At 38.8% G+C, this 16,546-nt stretch carries 16 protein-coding genes; 11 read left to right on the top strand and 5 right to left on the bottom strand.

Annotated features, from left to right (window positions below):
• The first annotated feature begins 90 nt into the window (after positions 1 to 90).
• The 3 genes from AC1M9A_RS06900 (at position 91) to AC1M9A_RS06890 (ending at position 2,618) form a co-directional block, all read left to right on the top strand.
• Positions 91 to 462 (top strand): NirD/YgiW/YdeI family stress tolerance protein, encoded by a 372-nt coding sequence (locus AC1M9A_RS06900; protein WP_481609928.1) that lies wholly within the window; start codon positions 91 to 93, stop codon positions 460 to 462.
• A gap of 146 nt (positions 463 to 608) precedes the next feature.
• The gene (locus AC1M9A_RS06895; protein ID WP_481591355.1) at positions 609 to 1,274 is read left to right on the top strand and encodes a response regulator transcription factor; all 666 of its coding nucleotides are present in this window, start codon (positions 609 to 611) and stop codon (positions 1,272 to 1,274) included.
• A 12-nt stretch (positions 1,275 to 1,286) separates the two neighbouring features.
• Entirely contained in the window at positions 1,287 to 2,618 is a 1,332-nt protein-coding gene (locus AC1M9A_RS06890) for a sensor histidine kinase (RefSeq protein WP_481609918.1), read from the top strand.
• A gap of 101 nt (positions 2,619 to 2,719) precedes the next feature.
• On the opposite strand, the gene hemP is transcribed toward AC1M9A_RS06890, so the two are convergent.
• Complete coding sequence (gene hemP / locus AC1M9A_RS06885) at positions 2,720 to 2,890, bottom strand: hemin uptake protein HemP (RefSeq protein ID WP_481609917.1); 171 nt, start codon at positions 2,888 to 2,890, stop codon at positions 2,720 to 2,722.
• A gap of 136 nt (positions 2,891 to 3,026) precedes the next feature.
• Between hemP and AC1M9A_RS06880 the strand changes: the two genes are divergently transcribed.
• On the top strand, positions 3,027 to 3,929 hold the full coding sequence (locus AC1M9A_RS06880) for a thiamine phosphate synthase (RefSeq protein WP_481609916.1): 903 nt from the start codon (positions 3,027 to 3,029) through the stop codon (positions 3,927 to 3,929).
• A gap of 30 nt (positions 3,930 to 3,959) precedes the next feature.
• Here the strand turns inward: AC1M9A_RS06880 and AC1M9A_RS06875 are convergent, their stop codons facing one another.
• Positions 3,960 to 4,529 (bottom strand): tetratricopeptide repeat protein, encoded by a 570-nt coding sequence (locus AC1M9A_RS06875; protein WP_481593028.1) that lies wholly within the window; start codon positions 4,527 to 4,529, stop codon positions 3,960 to 3,962.
• A 26-nt stretch (positions 4,530 to 4,555) separates the two neighbouring features.
• Entirely contained in the window at positions 4,556 to 6,952 is a 2,397-nt protein-coding gene (gene mrcB, locus AC1M9A_RS06870) for a penicillin-binding protein 1B (protein WP_481609915.1), read from the bottom strand.
• 227 nt (positions 6,953 to 7,179) lie between these two features.
• Between mrcB and AC1M9A_RS06865 the strand changes: the two genes are divergently transcribed.
• Positions 7,180 to 8,121 (top strand): NAD(+) kinase, encoded by a 942-nt coding sequence (locus tag AC1M9A_RS06865; protein ID WP_092767167.1) that lies wholly within the window; start codon positions 7,180 to 7,182, stop codon positions 8,119 to 8,121.
• Positions 8,122 to 8,123: 2 nt separating this feature from the next.
• The gene (locus AC1M9A_RS06860) at positions 8,124 to 8,390 is read left to right on the top strand and encodes a YeaC family protein (RefSeq protein WP_035267325.1); all 267 of its coding nucleotides are present in this window, start codon (positions 8,124 to 8,126) and stop codon (positions 8,388 to 8,390) included.
• Positions 8,391 to 8,439: 49 nt separating this feature from the next.
• On the opposite strand, the gene AC1M9A_RS06855 is transcribed toward AC1M9A_RS06860, so the two are convergent.
• Positions 8,440 to 9,441, bottom strand: a complete 1,002-nt coding sequence (locus tag AC1M9A_RS06855) for a glycosyl transferase family protein (protein WP_180028570.1) — start codon at positions 9,439 to 9,441, stop codon at positions 8,440 to 8,442.
• A 211-nt stretch (positions 9,442 to 9,652) separates the two neighbouring features.
• Here AC1M9A_RS06855 and AC1M9A_RS06850 point away from each other — a divergent pair, with 211 nt between their 5' ends.
• From AC1M9A_RS06850 to AC1M9A_RS06835, 4 genes are all read left to right on the top strand, one after another.
• Positions 9,653 to 10,795, top strand: a complete 1,143-nt coding sequence (locus AC1M9A_RS06850) for an acyl-CoA dehydrogenase family protein (protein WP_481609914.1) — start codon at positions 9,653 to 9,655, stop codon at positions 10,793 to 10,795.
• Positions 10,796 to 11,076: 281 nt separating this feature from the next.
• Positions 11,077 to 12,186 (top strand): prephenate dehydratase, encoded by a 1,110-nt coding sequence (pheA, locus tag AC1M9A_RS06845; RefSeq protein WP_035267321.1) that lies wholly within the window; start codon positions 11,077 to 11,079, stop codon positions 12,184 to 12,186.
• Positions 12,187 to 12,205: 19 nt separating this feature from the next.
• Positions 12,206 to 14,452 carry a bifunctional prephenate dehydrogenase/3-phosphoshikimate 1-carboxyvinyltransferase gene (locus AC1M9A_RS06840; protein WP_481586424.1) on the top strand — a complete coding sequence of 749 codons (2,247 nt, stop codon included), beginning with the start codon at positions 12,206 to 12,208 and terminating at the stop codon, positions 14,450 to 14,452.
• Between the two features lie 111 nt (positions 14,453 to 14,563).
• On the top strand, positions 14,564 to 14,938 hold the full coding sequence (locus tag AC1M9A_RS06835) for a hypothetical protein (RefSeq protein WP_092767159.1): 375 nt from the start codon (positions 14,564 to 14,566) through the stop codon (positions 14,936 to 14,938).
• Between the two features lie 67 nt (positions 14,939 to 15,005).
• Here the strand turns inward: AC1M9A_RS06835 and AC1M9A_RS06830 are convergent, their stop codons facing one another.
• Positions 15,006 to 15,635, bottom strand: coding sequence for an alpha/beta hydrolase (locus AC1M9A_RS06830; protein WP_035267316.1), 630 nt, complete (start codon positions 15,633 to 15,635; stop codon positions 15,006 to 15,008).
• Positions 15,636 to 15,758: 123 nt separating this feature from the next.
• On the opposite strand from AC1M9A_RS06830, the gene yaaA reads away from it, so the two are divergent.
• On the top strand, positions 15,759 to 16,538 hold the full coding sequence (gene yaaA / locus AC1M9A_RS06825; protein ID WP_481609913.1) for a peroxide stress protein YaaA: 780 nt from the start codon (positions 15,759 to 15,761) through the stop codon (positions 16,536 to 16,538).
• Positions 16,539 to 16,546: the final 8 nt, after the last annotated feature.

The following is a 16,546-nucleotide window of genomic DNA, read 5'->3' as shown; positions in this document are numbered from 1 at the left end:
TATTCATATTTCTTAAGATTCGCTTCAGCTTTGTTTGTTTTAATAGCTTCATCGAAACAAACATCACTTGAAAAGGTATAGAAAATGAAAATGTTTAATCAAGCTTTAATCGCGACAGTTTTAGTCGGTGCAACTACATTTGCAATGGCTAATACGGCAGTGAACCAAAGTGCTGTTAATCATGCAGCCATTGCACCACAAGCAATTACGACTGTTAAAAATGCTTTAACTGCCAAAGATGATACCCCAGTGAAATTAAAAGGCTATATTGTTAAGGCAACTGGTGATGAAAAATATCAATTCCGCGATAGCACGGGTGTGATCACTGTGGATATTGATGATGAACTTTGGCAAGGTAAACCAATCTCTGCAAAAACACCTGTTGTATTAATTGGTGAAGTGGATATTGATTATAAGCCTGCTAAGCGTGTAGAAATTGATGTAGATCAAGTTCAATTTTAATGAGCTATCTACTGAATTGAGTATTTGATTTATGGCTTTTAAGTACTCAAACCAAAAAAACCACATTCTCCAGAAATGTGGTTTTTTTATGCATCTTTTTTTGAAAAACTTTATAGTGAATGAATTGTGGCTTAGTGAAGAGAGACATGCGTATATTGTTAGCAGAAGATGATGTGTCACAAGCTGAAAGTATCAAAGCTTGGTTAGAAATGGATGGATATAGTGTTGATTGGGTCGAGCGTGGAGATCATGCGATATTAGCAATTGAGCAGCATCAATATGATTGTTTATTACTTGATCGTGGATTACCGAAAGCAACTGGTGATGACATTCTGACACATTTAAGAAAACACCAACACAATACACCAGTTATTTTTATTACAGCCCAAGACAGTATCCAAGATCGTGTTGGAGGACTTGATTTGGGGGCTAATGATTATCTAGTTAAACCATTCAGTTTAGATGAGCTCTCGGCGAGAGTGAGAGCACAATTACGTACTCAGCACAAAGGCACGTCTCAAATCCTAATGTATGGATCCGTGAGTTTGGACCCCCAAACCAAAGTTGTTAAATTGAATTCAGAAATTGTCAATCTCACAGCGAAAGAGTACCAAATTTTATATAAGTTGATGCAACATCCTGAACGTGTTGTGACACGTGAACAACTAGAAGAGTCCTTATATGCTTGGGGTGATGAAATCGAAAGTAATGCAGTTGAAGTTTTTATTTATCAGATTCGGAAAAAAATAGGCTCAACCATGATTAAAACGATTCGTGGATTAGGTTATCGAATGAATTTAGATCAGGCTTAAGGTAGAACAGCGTTGCATCAGCACCCTATATCTTTACAACATCGTCTTGTTAAGTCTTCAATGCTCAGTTCGATGTTGGCGGGCGTTATCGCATTAATTCTTTTATTGGTGATCTCGCTTTACCAAAACATGCAGACCCATGACAATATGATGGATGAAATCGCCGATTTGATTTTGGTCAGTGATATTTCAAGTCATGTGGGAAATGAGTTAGATGATTTAAGTGAACAATTTGATATCAAATATGAATTAAAGCTCGATGAACTTATTTTGATTGAATCCCAAGACCTTGCTTTCAATCAAATTGGTTCCAAGGTGTTTTTTCAAAATGATCACTTTGGTTTTGTTTGGCTAGAAGGACGATTATTTCGTTATTACAGTGAGCAAAGTGATCAGCAAATTCTAACTATGCTTCAACCCATGTCAGCGCGTGTTGATCAGTTATTCAAAAGTTTGCTGGGCTACGGTGGTGTTCTCATTATTTTATGGGGCATTCAATGGTTTATTCTACACTTTATTATACGACGTCAGTTTAGATCTATTCACCAACTTTCAAAATTAATTTCCCAAAAGACTGTTAAGGATTTATCACCGATTACACCTTCAAAACCAGAACTAAAAGAACTGCAACCTATTGTGAGTCAAATAAACCAAATGATGGAGCGTTTAGATCGGGCAATTACCGCGGAACAACGTTTTACAGCTGATGCATCCCATGAATTAAGGTCGCCACTTTCTGCGATTCAAATGCGGTTACAACTTTTAAAACGAAAATACCAGTCTGATCATGAGGATTTGTCACAAGACTTAGAGCAGATTCTAAAAGATGTGAGTAGGGGCTCAAATATTTTAGAAAATTTACTTTTGTTGGCCAGACTTGATCCGTCTTCAACGCAAGATGTACCGATACAGTCCATAGATTTAGACCGTTTGACGAAAGAGGTTTTACATTCAGTACAACCTTTGAGCCAAGAAAAAAATATTCAGTTTAAAACTGAGTTAGGAAATCATGCGATTAAGGCAAATCCTGAGTTAATGTTTAGCTGCATTCGAAATTTAGTCGATAATGCAATCCGCTATACGCCACAGAATGGAATCGTTGATATTTTAATCAAACAAAATAATAATGAAATTCTATTTGTGATTGAAAATGAAGGTCACGGCATTGAGCAAACAGTGATTGATCGGCTGGGAGAAAGATTTTATCGTCAGTTAGGCACACGTACAACGGGCTCAGGATTAGGATTATCAATTTGCCGTAAAATTGTCGAATTACATCAAGCCGAGATTGTATTTAAGAAATCAGAGTTAGGTGGTTTAAAAGTTGAAATAAAATTTCATTAAAACCAATTGTCTATAAAGTTGAAGAAATAAAATTAAAGAAGCAGTATGCGCTGATTCATACTGCTTAGTTCCACGATTATTATTATCAAATTTTAGAATTTTTATTTTGTCAAAATGAGTCGATTATTTCGTGTGAGACGAAGGCGATATTCTTCTCCTGCATGTATAATGCGAATTTCTCTGCCTAGAGCAAATAGATTATTTGAGTGAAGCATTGGTAATGCTTGGTGGTTTTCGTTATTACGTGTGAATAAGCTAAATGGTGCGTTCATTCCTTGGACTCCGTGGTATGTGGTGAACGATTTAAATGATAATCATTATCGAATGGAGCTGTCAACGGTAATTTTTCTCATTTATAAAAAAACATAAAATGCTTACAATTAAGTACTCATTTTTTGAAAGATAATCATGTCAAAAAAAACGATTAATGTTTCTATAGCGTTGTTATTCCATAAAAATCAAGTTCTTGTAGGGTGGAGAGAAGCCTCTTTACATCAGGGGGGGAAAGCTGAGTTTCCTGGAGGGAAAGTCGAGTTAGGAGAAACTCCTGAACAAGCTTGCCAGCGTGAAGTTCAAGAAGAGGTGGGAATTTTTCTAGATCATGTCTATTTATTTGATCTTATTACGCATGAATATGAAGATCTAATCGTAAAATTGAACATTTATCAGGCTTATGTTGATCAGTCTCTACTAGATCATATTCAAAGTCCTTGGACATGGCATGATCGTTCAGCACTAACAATTTTGAATTTTCCTAAAGCTAATGATGCCATTGTTAAACGACTACTCTGGCCGAATAAAATTGCAATAAAAAATATAGATCGTCTCGATACAACCATTGATCTTAATCGAGTTAGCTATTTGAGAACTGAAAATGCTTTAGATTTTGCGCTGCAACTCAACCAGTATAATCAACTGGATCAGCTCATTATCAATCGTGATGTGTGGATAGGATTATCAGAATCAAATCAGAAAAAAGTATTTGCCGTACAATTTAAACATGATCAATTGATGCAATTAAATTCTGATTCATTTATGGAGGAATGGAAGGGCATTAAACGCATCGCATCCTGTCATGACCATTCTAGTGTCAGTCGAGCTGTAGCGTTAGGTTTTGATGCAATATTTTTAAGTCCAGTACTGTGTACAACATCGCATCCTCAGCAAGCACCCTTAGGTTGGACGCAGTTTGAATTGTTATCAAAAGATATACATATACCAGTTTATGCGCTAGGCGGTATGAAGCCTGAATTATTAGATCAGGCCATACAACATGGAGCTTATGGAATTGCTGGTATTCGTGCTTTTTAAAGGCATTAAAAAGTAAAACTCATGCTTAAATCAAAATTTCTTGATTTGGTTTTGTGCTTCTTGGATGAGTTTTTGATTTTTTTGGAGTTGACCTGATTTCAAAATAATTTGCCAAAGTTGTCGCTTCATCGTTGCTGTTTGAGCATAACTGAGACCTCGTTTTGCCAACGATTCAGCATTTTTTGCCTCATTTTTTTGATTGGCAATCATCGCGAGATACATATAGGTCTCTGCAGATTGAGGGGCAAGTCTTTGTGCTTGGAGTGCGGCTTTCTCAGCTTCACTCCATTTTGCTTGACGAAATGCATGATGGGTTTGTTGCATTAGATTTTTAAATGCGGGAAGTTGGCGGCCATCATCGAATTTTTGAGTTGAGCTTTTCTGTTCAGGAATAACAATTTGTAATTGTTCCCGTTTAATCTCGGGTCGATCATAAGGCGTAATTTTAATACCATCGGCATCTTTTTGAGATGGTGTTGTTTTAGTCTCAGCTTGTTTAGGTTTCTGAGACGGTTGTGAGTTTTGAGGGGAGGTTAAAGTTTGGCAACCGCCTAAGAGTAATATGCTGGTGAATACTACGCTAAAATTCAGTTTTTTCATTAACCTTAACTCCTCCTAAACTTATTTTAAGGATTATAACTTCCACTCGAAAGTACTCGAGTGGCATTCGTATTTAAATCCCGTTCCATTTCTGTTTCGCTCTCACGAATATATTGGTCGATGCTGTCTTCTGCTGTAATTTCTTCTGCATTCGTTTCAGGAACGTAAGTCGGCTCTACTTGGTAGTGTGGTAAGCCACATGCTGTTGCGCGACGTGGAACAGTATATTTAAGTATCGGTACATAGAGCGCACCTTGACAACCTTGTGCTGAAAGCTCGCCGCTATTTGAGTCAATCCAATGCCACTGTACTTCATCAGGTTGACGTAAATTGACAGGTTTTTGCTTCAGTTGCTTCATTACGTTGGTCCACACGGGTAAAGCGCCAGATGAGCCCGTTAAGCCTGTGACTTTATTGTCATCTAATCCAAGCCAGACAACTGCCAAATGATTACCTGAATACCCCGCGAACCACGAGTCCCTTGTATCATTGGTCGTACCTGATTTACCCGCTAGATTTAGATTCGGAGCGAGGCCGTTATAAGCAGCACGTCCTGTACCTGCCGACATCACACGTTGTAATCCGTAATTTAAAATATAAGCAGCCGATGGGTCGATCGTTTGTTGAACATTTAAACTGTAGCGATTAATGAGCTGCCCATTGGTATCAACAACTGTTCGGATAGATTTTGTAGGATATTTAAACCCTCCAGTTGCAAAGTTGCCATAAATATTCATGATTTCCATAGGCGACATTTCAACAGCCCCTAAGAAAATCGATGGGTAATTTGGAATAGGTGAAGTCACGCCAAACTTCATTAAATGATTGGTAAATGAAGAAAGTCCAAATTCTTGTCCTAAGCGAACTGTAGATAGGTTATACGAATTGGCTAAAGCTTGAACCATTGGGACGTAACCATACGAAGTTCCGCTATAATTTTTGGGTGTCCAAGTCTGATTGCGATCGACTGGCACACTAATTGGCGAGTCTTCGATTGCCGTCGCCCAGTTATAACGACCAGATTCCAAAGCAGATAGGAAAATAACAGGTTTTAATAATGAGCCTACCTGACGTTTTGCATCAACTGCGCGGTTAAAACCTGTGAAGTCAGATACTGAACCTACGGCTGCAATCAATTCACCATTTTCAGGGTGAGAAACTAATACCGCGCCTTGAAGCTCTTTCAAGCGTGCAGGATTGGTCTTAGACAGTCTTGATACTGAATCTGTAAATGATTTTTGTACTTTGATTTGTGCGATTGGATCTAATGTGGTGAAAATTCGAAGACCTTGTTTCGTTAAATCGCTTTCTTGGTATTCTGTTTTGAGTTGACGACGAACGATGTCTAGGAAATCAGGGAAGCGAGCTGGGCCTAAAGTCGGTTTTTTAATCACGTTTAAAGGTTTAGCTGACTCAGTTTCATATTGCTCTTCAGTCAAATATCCCATGACTAACATATTGTTTAGAACAACATTACGGCGTTTTAATGCACTTTCAGGATTTCTCCAAGGATTGTATAAGCTAGGACCTTGAACGAGTCCGACAAGGAAAGCCTGTTGCGCTATACTCAATTCTCTAAGTGGTAAACCAAAATAAAATTGAGACGCTAAACCATAGCCATTGATCGAGTAATTACCATTTTGTCCTAAATTAACTTCATTCAAATATGCTTCCAGAATTTCATCTTTGTCATAATGAAACTCAAGCAACAACGCCATAAAGGCTTCATTCACTTTACGTTTGATTGTACGTTCAGGGGTCAAATAAAAGTTTTTAACCAATTGCTGTGTGAGTGTAGAACCACCTTGACGCTTACCACCAGTAACGTTGCTTACAACTGCGCGTGCTGTACCACGAAACGAGACGCCGTGATGATGATAGAAGTTGCGGTCTTCAGTCGCAATAAGCGCTTGAATTAAAGGTTTAGGAACACGATTGAGTTTAATGAGAACACGGTCCTCGTTGTGTTGAGGGTAGATTCCCCCAACTAACATTGGTTCTAGACGGGCAATCCCCGTACTCGATGGTTTTGTTGCTTTAATCTCTGAAATTTGACTAGCGCCAAAACTGACTTGGAGGATTTGTTCTGGTTCTACACTATCACCAAAATCGAAGCCACGCGTGTGGACATATATAGTATTGCCTTGAACCAAAAAATTACCTGGCTTGGTATAGTCTTCAGCGTTTTTATAACCCAACAGACCTAGCTCTTGAATGAAGTTTTGTTGCTCAACGGGTGCATTAGCATAAACTTCCAAGGGGCGTGCATATACTTTCGCTGGAATATCCCAACGATTGCCTTCAAATTTATCGCGAATAATATTATCTAAACGGATTAGATAAATACTAAAAGCCACAAATGCAGAAATCACCAGCACTGAGAAAATCAATGCAATTAAGCCAATACCACGTTCAAACTTCATAGATCAAAAAGCAAAACCCTGTTTTATTGCGCTCATCATGCGAAGCTTTTTTATAATTTGCAATAATTAAACTGTGAATTTATGCCTTTTTTAGATAAATGTAATGATTTATCTAATTCAATATTAAGGAGAAAATTAAGATTTTAAGTTGGGGAAATGTGAAATTATTCGTGAAATTCATAACATGAAACAGGCTTGAAATATGTAAGTCACAGAATGATGATGATATGATACTCAACAATTCATCTGGAGCCGTAGCATACGTGCAACTTTCAGCAAAGTCATTTCGTAATATTGGATTAATTGGACGACCAGATAAATCATCTGTGGTTGAGACTTTAAGTCTAATTCATGACCATTTGATTAGTTTAGGTTTGCATCCAGTTTTTGATTCAGAAACCGCTAAATTGGTCCCTTATAAAAATTCGCAAACGGTCAGTCGAGCTTTATTGGGTGAAGTTACAGATTTGGTGATTGTCGTAGGTGGTGATGGTTCATTGCTTCAAGCGGCTAGATCTTTAGTGAAATACAATACTCCCGTCATCGGGGTAAACCGTGGGCGTTTAGGTTTCCTAACAGATATCAAACCGACAGAAGTGTTATTTAAATTAGATCAAGTCTTGAAAGGTGAGTTTCAGCTAGATCGCCGTTTTTTATTAGAAGTCGAAGTTCGTAGTAAAAATGAACTGATTTATGATGCAATAGCATTGAATGATGTGGTTCTGCATTCAGGTAAGTCAGTCCATATGATTGAGTTTGATCTTCATATTGATGGTCAATATGTTTATCGCCAACACAGTGATGGTTTGATTGTATCGACACCTACGGGTTCAACAGCATACGCACTTTCTGGTGGCGGTCCAATTTTGCACCCAAGTATGGATGCGATCGCGCTAGTGCCAATGCACCCGCATACGCTTTCTTCTCGTCCGATTGTGGTGGGTGGTCAAAGTGAAATTAAAATTCAAATTCGTAAGAATCGAGTGTTGCCAATGGTGAGTGCTGATGGGCAACACAGTGTTTCTTTAAATGAAGGTGATTGGTTGCATATTCGCAAACATCCTTTCAAACTTACTTTATTACATCCACCTGGATACGACTTTTATATGGCATGTCGTACCAAACTAGGATGGAATCAAGATTACGATTCATTTCATCAGCAGGACTAAACATGAATATTGAACAAATGTTATCAGTTTTGGATGCAGACATCGTTGCTCGTTTAAGAACTGCCGTTGAAATCGGTAAATGGCCAAACGGTGTAGCTTTAACTCAAGAGCAGCGTCAGATTTCAATGCAAGCAGTCATTGCTTGGGAAGCTAAAAATCTGCCAGAAACAGAAAGATCAGGGTATATTGATAAAGGTCATAAAGAGGAAGGTGATGAATGTGATTCACATGTTCCAGAGCCAGAATTTCAACCTATACGTTTTGTATAATCTTCTATGTTAAAAAAGACACCTGATAGTGTCTTTTTTTAATCCGAATTTAAACTCGATGACGTGACTGCCAGTATTCTTGAGCCAAGGTCTGTGCTTGTGTAAATGTTTCAGCCACATTCATAGTGTAGATTGCGATTGCCATAGTTTCAATAACAGCCACCTCTCCATAGCTATGGTGGGCATCACCTAACCATACGGCATTGAAAGTATCTAAGTTCAACTCTTCTTCAATTGCTGAACGATCAGCTGTGAGTTTCGGAAGTTCAAGCTCATACAGTTCACCGTCTCGTATACCGCAAATTAAGGTTTTTGCATCTGGGTTTCGTTCAAATTCACCGCCTTCACCTTTAATCACCGCACTGTTAACGTAACCTAATTTGGCAGCAGTCTGTTGATGAGAACTGCGATACGCAGGGTGAAATATCGCTTGCAAAGTGGCTTTGGCATTGAAGGGATTGATGAGTCGTGAAAGCGTATGAATGGGTGAGCGTAAGCCCATGATATTGCGTAATGCAATTAAATCACTCAAGGTAGGTGAAATGACTTCGAGTGGTATATAGGCAAAGTTATGCTGATTCAGTTCTGATGCCACTTCGTTTTCATTTTGACAAATGGTATAACCTAAATACTGTAAAACTTGTTCTGTATATAATCGATTGATGGTATGTCCAGAAGCCCCATGCATTACAATACGATGACCATGTTTTGCTAAGGTTAACGCCGATAAGATAAACCACGGATAGTGTTTGCGTTTCCCCGCGTAAGAAGACCAGTCTAGGTCGACATCAATAGCTCTAAATTTAAGTTGATCACGAGTCGCTTGCACAAAGCCAGCCAGTTCATCTACAGATTCTTCTTTCACTCGTAAAAGCATTAAAAAAGCACCCAGCTGAACGTCTAATACCTCATTTTTTAAAATCATCTCAAATGCTTGATAGGCTTCTTCATAGGTCAGTGATCGCGCACCATTTTTTCCTTTGCCAAGAATACGAACAAATTGCGCAAATGGATGTTCAAAGTCTTTATATAAATTACGTTTTGTATTCATGATCAATGCAGTTGGATGTTCTTAATGACATTGTAACGTGGAATGATGCTTCGAATAAAAGCTAAATATCAAATTCAATGATCAAGCATTATTTTTAGCTTTTGAGACTGACCAAATTGTATGAATTTTCAAGCGCTTTTGTCCATGACAACTGGAAAAAAACGGGATAGCATGAAAACTTATAAAAAAATGAAGTGTAAGGAACACAAGAATGTTGGCATATGATGCAGATTTAGAATTATTCCGTGATAATTTCAAACGTTTTATGAGTGAGCACGTTGCTCCTTATTATGAGCAGTGGGAACGCGAAGGAAAAATGCCACGTTCAGTGTGGAATGCACTTGGTGAAAATGGCTTCTTGTGCGTAGATGTTCCTGAAGAATATGGTGGTTATGGTGTTCCAACAGAATATTCTTTAATGTTGGTTGAAGAGTCGGCACGTGCAGGTTATAGCGCATTATCGACAGGTATTTCATGTCACTCAGAAATTGCAGCACCATATATTCTACATATCGCGAACGAAGAACAAAAAAAATACTGGTTGCCAAAAATGGTTTCTGGTGAAGTGGTCGGGGCAATTGGAATGACAGAGCCAGGTGCTGGTTCTGATTTACAAGCCATCCGTACGAATGCCATTTTGAATGGTAATCATTATGTTTTGAATGGCTCTAAAACTTTTATTTCAAATGGTCAGCATGCAGACTTGGTTGTGCTTGCCGTTAAAACAGATCCTCAGGCACGTGCTAAAGGCGTCTCACTTCTATTGGTTGATACTCATTTAGAAGGGTTTAAAAAAGGCACAAATCTCGACAAAATCGGTTTGCATTCGCAAGATACTTCGGAACTCTTTTTTGACAATGTCAAAGTTCCAGCTGATCAGCTTTTAGGTCAAGCGGGTCAGGGATTTGCATATTTGATGCAAGAATTACCACGTGAACGGACAGCGATTGCTGCGACAGCATTAGGAGCAATTCGAGGTTCAATTGATGTGACAGTTCAATATGTCCAAGAACGTCAGGCTTTTGGTCAAAAAATTGGACAATTCCAAAATTCTCGTTTTGTTTTAGCACAAGCGAAAATCGATGAACTGGCTACAGCCGCTTTTTATAATCAAAACCTAGCATTGTATAAAGAAGGGAAATTGGATGTTGAAACAGCAGCTGCATTAAAAAGTTTCAGTACAGATATGCAAATGAAAGTGGCGGATAATCTACTGCAACTCTTTGGTGGCTATGGCTATATGACGGAATATCTTATTTCACGCTTCTTTGTGGATGCACGTATTCAACGAATCTACGGCGGAACCAACGAAATCATGAAAGAAATCGTAGCACGTGGCATGCTAGGACGTTAATTTTTATCCGTATTTACATCTCGCTTGAGGAATACAAGCGAGATGTATTCGAATGTGTTTTCAATTTTAAAACTTATAGAACGAACTGATTTTAAAAAAAAGATTAAAGCTATCATATTCAATGTTCTTGTCTTTTTTCTAATTTATAGCGCGTATTGGATTGATGATTATTTCAACTGTATATTTTTAAGTCTTATTGCCATAAAGTTTGGTTGCTTAACATTTGAAAGCTAACTATTGTTATACTGTTTACATAACTGATTCTGTAAGGCGACATTACAATGATCAACGATGATCAAAACACGACGAATTCTTTAGACTTAGCTAAAATCCGCGAAGATATCGACTCAGTAGATCAACAACTCCAACAACTGATTAACCGTCGAGCACGACTTGCTGAAGCTGTAGCAAAAGCAAAATTTGCTTCTGAAGAAAATCCAATGTTTTATCGTCCTGAGCGTGAAGCACAAGTTTTGCGTAATGTGATGGAGCGTAATGAAGGTCCTTTATCTGACGTGACGATGGCGCGTTTGTTTAGAGAAATTATGTCTGCGTGTCTTGCTTTAGAAGCACCACAAAGCATTGCTTTCCTTGGTCCAGTAGGAACTTACACCCATTCGGCAGTACTGAAGCATTTTGGACATGATGCGGTTGTGCGCCCACTTCCTACAATTGATGAAGTGTTCCGTGAAGTCGAAGCAGGCAGTGCACATTATGGTTTAGTTCCTGTTGAGAACTCATCCGAAGGTGTGGTTAACCACACGCTTGATTGTTTTAAAGCGTCACATTTAAATGTGATTGGTGAAGTTGAATTACGTATTCATCATCAATTTTTGATTTCTTCAAATACGCGTAAAGACAGCATTAAACAAATCTATGCGCATCAACAAACTTTAGCTCAATGTCGTGGCTGGCTCGATGCTCATTATCCAGGTGTTGAACGTGTGGCTTTGAGTTCGAATGCTGAAGCTGCTCGCCGTATCCGTAATGAATGGCATTCTGCGGCAATCGCATCTGAAACAGCTGCGAGCTTATATGATTTAGAAATCTTACATAGCAATATTGAAGATAATCCAGAAAATACAACACGCTTCTTAGTTATTGGGCGTGAAAAAGTACCACAAAGTGGTAATGATAAAACTTCTTTATTGATCTCTGCACATGACCGTGCAGGTGCGTTATTAGAAATTTTAGCGCCGTTCGCTAAACATAACATTAGCTTGACCAGTATCGAAACAAGACCTGCTTTGCCTGAAAAATGGGCTTATGTATTCTTTATCGATTTAGAAGGGCATATCGAACAAGAGAACGTACGTGCGGCTGTCGAAGAAATTCGTCCATTAGTCAAAGAAATCCGTGTTCTTGGTTCATACCCAATTGCGGTACTTTAAAAAGAGTTGAAACTTAGATATGTCTCAACCTTTATTTAAAAAAGTTGCATTTATTGGGCTAGGATTGATTGGATCAAGTTTAGCACGTGTCATTCAAGCACATGGTCTTGCTGAAAATGTTGTGGCATCTACGCGATCTGTTCAAACGTTAGAAGATGCTAAAGCTTTAGGTTTGATTAGTGAAGGATATGCTGATGCCAAAGATGCAGTGGTTGATGCAGATTTAATTGTTCTTGCTTTACCCGTGAGAGCTACACAATCTGTATTGAACTCGATCAAATCTGTGATTACTCCTGATACTATAATTACAGATGTGGGCAGTACCAAAGGCAATGTGGTTGAGGCTGCAATTGCGGTTTTTGGTGAGCATTTACCCGCAGGTTTTGTTCCAGGGCATCCAATAGCTGGTGCTGAACATACTGGTGTTCATGCAGGTAAAGTAGATTTATTTGCTAACCACAAAGTGATATTAACGCCGTTAGCAACAAGTGCTGAGTGGGCAGTGCAAAAACTGATTCAGTTATGGCAAGCTGCTCAAGCTGAAGTAATTTGTATGGATGTGGAAAAGCATGATGAGGTGCTTGCGCATACAAGTCATCTGCCACATTTAATGGCATTCAATTTGGTTGAGCAACTTGCAAATCGTGAAGATAATCTGGACATTTTCCGTTATGCAGCAGGTGGTTTCAGAGACTTTTCTCGCATTGCGGCGAGTGATCCACAAATGTGGCATGACATATTCTTTGCCAATAAAAAAGCGATTTTGAATGCTGTTGATGGATTTGAGAACCAATTGGCTCATATTCGACAGCTCATTGAAAACGAAGATTCAAAAGCACTCATGGGATTGCTTGGACATGCTCAAGCAGCACGCCAACATTTTAACCATATGCTTGCCAAGAAACCTTTAATGGAGAACAAAACTGTGACACAGCAATTTACTATTCTGCCGGGTGCTAAATCATTTACTGGAAAATTTAGCGTGCCAGGTGACAAATCTGTGTCACACCGTTCAATCATGTTTGGTGCGATCGCTGAAGGTACAACACATGTTACTGGTTTCTTAGAAGGTGAAGATGCCTTAGCAACACTTCAAGCATTCCGTGATATGGGTGTAAATATTGAAGGTCCAAAAAATGGTGAAGTCACGATTCATGGTGTAGGAATGTATGGCCTTAAAGCTCCAGCAAGTGAGCTTTATATGGGTAACTCTGGGACTTCGATGCGTCTACTGTCAGGGATGTTGTCTGCGCAAAAATTTGACTCAGTAATGACTGGTGATGCATCGTTGAGCAAACGTCCTATGGAACGTATTGCAAAGCCACTCCGTGAAATGGGTGCTCAAATTCAAACAACAGGTGAGCGTGGCACACCGCCAGTATCGATCACAGGTAATCAGCAACTTAAAGGTATTCATTACGATTTACCGATGGCTTCTGCACAAGTGAAGTCTGGCATTTTGCTCGCTGGTTTATGGGCAGAAGGTGTAACGTCGGTGACTGAGCCAGAACCTACACGTGATCACTCTGAGCGTATGTTACGTGCATTTGGTTATGATGTGAAAACTGAAGGTAACCGTATTTCTTTAAAAGGTGGTGGTAAGTTAGTTGGCACGAATATTCAAGTGCCTTCAGATATTTCATCTGCTGCGTTCTTTATGGTGGGTGCTGCCATTACTGAAAATTCAGATGTAACACTTGAGGCAGTGGGTATTAACCCTACTCGTACTGGTGTGATCGAAATTTTGAAGCAAATGGGGGCTGATATTTCAGTCGAGAATGAACGAATTGCAGGTGGTGAACCAATCGCTGATATTCGAATTCGTGGCACTCGTACTTTGAAAGGCATCCATATGCCTGAAGATCAAGTACCTTTAGCGATTGATGAATTCCCAGCATTATTTATTGCTGCAGCTTGTGCTGAAGGTCAAACAGTGTTAACTGGTGCAGCTGAACTTCGTGTAAAAGAGTCTGATCGAATCCAAGTGATGGCTGATGGATTGAAAACCATGGGTGTTGATTGTACGCCTACGGATGACGGCATTATTATTGAAGGTAAAGGTAAGTCTGGTGATTGGTCTGCTATCTTTACAGGTGGTGAAATTGAGTCACATCATGATCATCGTATTGCCATGAGTTTCTCCATTGCGGGTCTGCGTACTTCAGGCTTAATTAAAATTGTGGGAACTGAAACCGTTGCAACAAGTTTCCCAACTTTTACTCAACTCACTGAACAAGCGGGTTTATCTATTCAAGTTAGTGAATAATACGACCAAAGATTTGTATATTTCTTTTCAAACAGCCAAGCAAAAGCTTGGCTGTTTTGTTTATATTGCTTATTCTAATTCTATATAATTAAAAAGCCTTTGGATGAGGAAATGAAAAAATTACAATTTTTAGTTGATCAAACGAAATACGCTAAGGCTCATTCAAGTCATTCTCATGATAATGCACAAACTTACGTTACAGCATTGTTATCTGAACAGTTGGTGCAACATGGATTTCACACTCAAACTACGAATCCGCATGAATTAGAAGTCAGTGTCTCTGATCACCCAATCGCTTTAGGGGTGAACTGTAATCAACCAGATGGCGAAGGACATTTTGTATGTGAAATAAGTGCGCATGCAGATGAGGAACAGGATTGGTTCCAAAAAATTGAGACGCAGAGTGTGATTAAACAACTTGCGCAAGCAGTAGAGCAGACATTAAGAGAAGATGAGTCGTTCCAATCGCTAGAGTGGAAATCCTAACGAGGAATAAAACAAACCCAATGTAAAGAATCTACACTGGGTTTTTCTGAAACACGTAATATTTATATTAAGCCGTAAGGAAGCGAGTGATCGCGACGCGAAGTTGCTTCAAATAACCTGTGAAGAAGTGATTAGCACCAGGTAGCACTGTAATAATATGGCGTTGAGGCTTTGCCCATTCAATTAAATCGGATAATAAAGTGACTTCATCTGCCTCACCATGAATAAACAGAATATCACCTTTAATTGCTGGAGTAACATAGTGACGGATACCAGCAACTGTGGCTGTTGGTAAACCACATAGAATGACTTGTTCAGGTTGAATTTCTTGAGGTAGTGCATGATATGCCTTCGCCATAACATGTGCACCAAAACTAAAGCCTCCAACATAGAAAGGCAATGTAAGGTGTTTTGCACGTACTTGACGAATGACTTCTAAAATATCTTCTGTTTCACCAAATCCTTCATCGTGAACCCCTTCACTTTGACCTGATCCACGGAAACTTGGACGATAAACGATATAACCACGCTCAAGGAACATTTGAGCTAACAGAGTGGGAACTTTGTGCTGAGGAGTACCACCTTGAAGCGGGTGAGGGTGACAAACGACCGCAAATCCTTTTACTTCAGACTGAGGATAATCTACAAAAACCTCAATTTTGCCAACAGGGCCTTGAATGAACATTTGTTCAGACATAAAAATACCGATTAACGTGCAGGAGAATCGTATATTTTAACGTCAATAATTAAAAAAAACACAATTGGAAATAAAATAAGTCTACTGTTATAGTTTGATTAATTGTTTTTTGATCAGGTTTCTATGTTTGCCTTAATTTCTCCTGCTAAGACATTAGATTATGAATCTACACTTCCAACTGATGAACATACTTTACCAAGATTGCTTGACCACTCACAACAGCTTATAGACGTAAGTCGTAAACTGTCTGCTTCAGAAATCGCCAAATTAATGAGTGTGAGTGAAAAAATTGCGAATCTGAACGTGGAACGCTTTAGAGATTGGCAATCAGACTTTGATTTATCAAATTCACGCCAAGCAATATTTGCCTTTAAGGGCGATGTTTATACAGGTCTGGATGCGTATTCGCTTACGCAAGCTGATTTAGAATATGCTCAACGCCATTTAAGAATGCTATCAGGTCTCTATGGATTACTCCGACCACTGGATTTAATGATGCCTTATCGTTTAGAAATGGGCACGAAATTAACAAATCCACGAGGTCACAATCTTTATGAATTTTGGGGAGATGAAATTACCCACTTGATCAATCAAGACTTATCAGAAGCCAAAAGTGATTTATTGGTCAATATCGCATCCGATGAATATTATAAATCGGTGAAAGAAAGCAAAATTAAAGCTGAAATTATCAAGCCCGTATTTTTAGACCAGAAAAATGGAAAATATAAAGTAATAAGTTTCTATTCAAAAAAAGCGCGTGGATTGATGGCACGTTATATTATCGAAAATAAACCTAATACTGTGGATGATCTTAAATCATTCAATACGGATGGCTATTATTTCGATGCTGAAAGTTCTTTGAAAGGTGAGCTCGTATTTAAACGTGATGAGCAGGCTGCTTGAAAATAAAT

It is taken from the genome of Acinetobacter sp. ANC_7634 (assembly GCF_056779875.1).
Note: the sequence above shows the minus strand (reverse complement) of the source record. Positions and strands in the feature narration are given on the sequence as shown.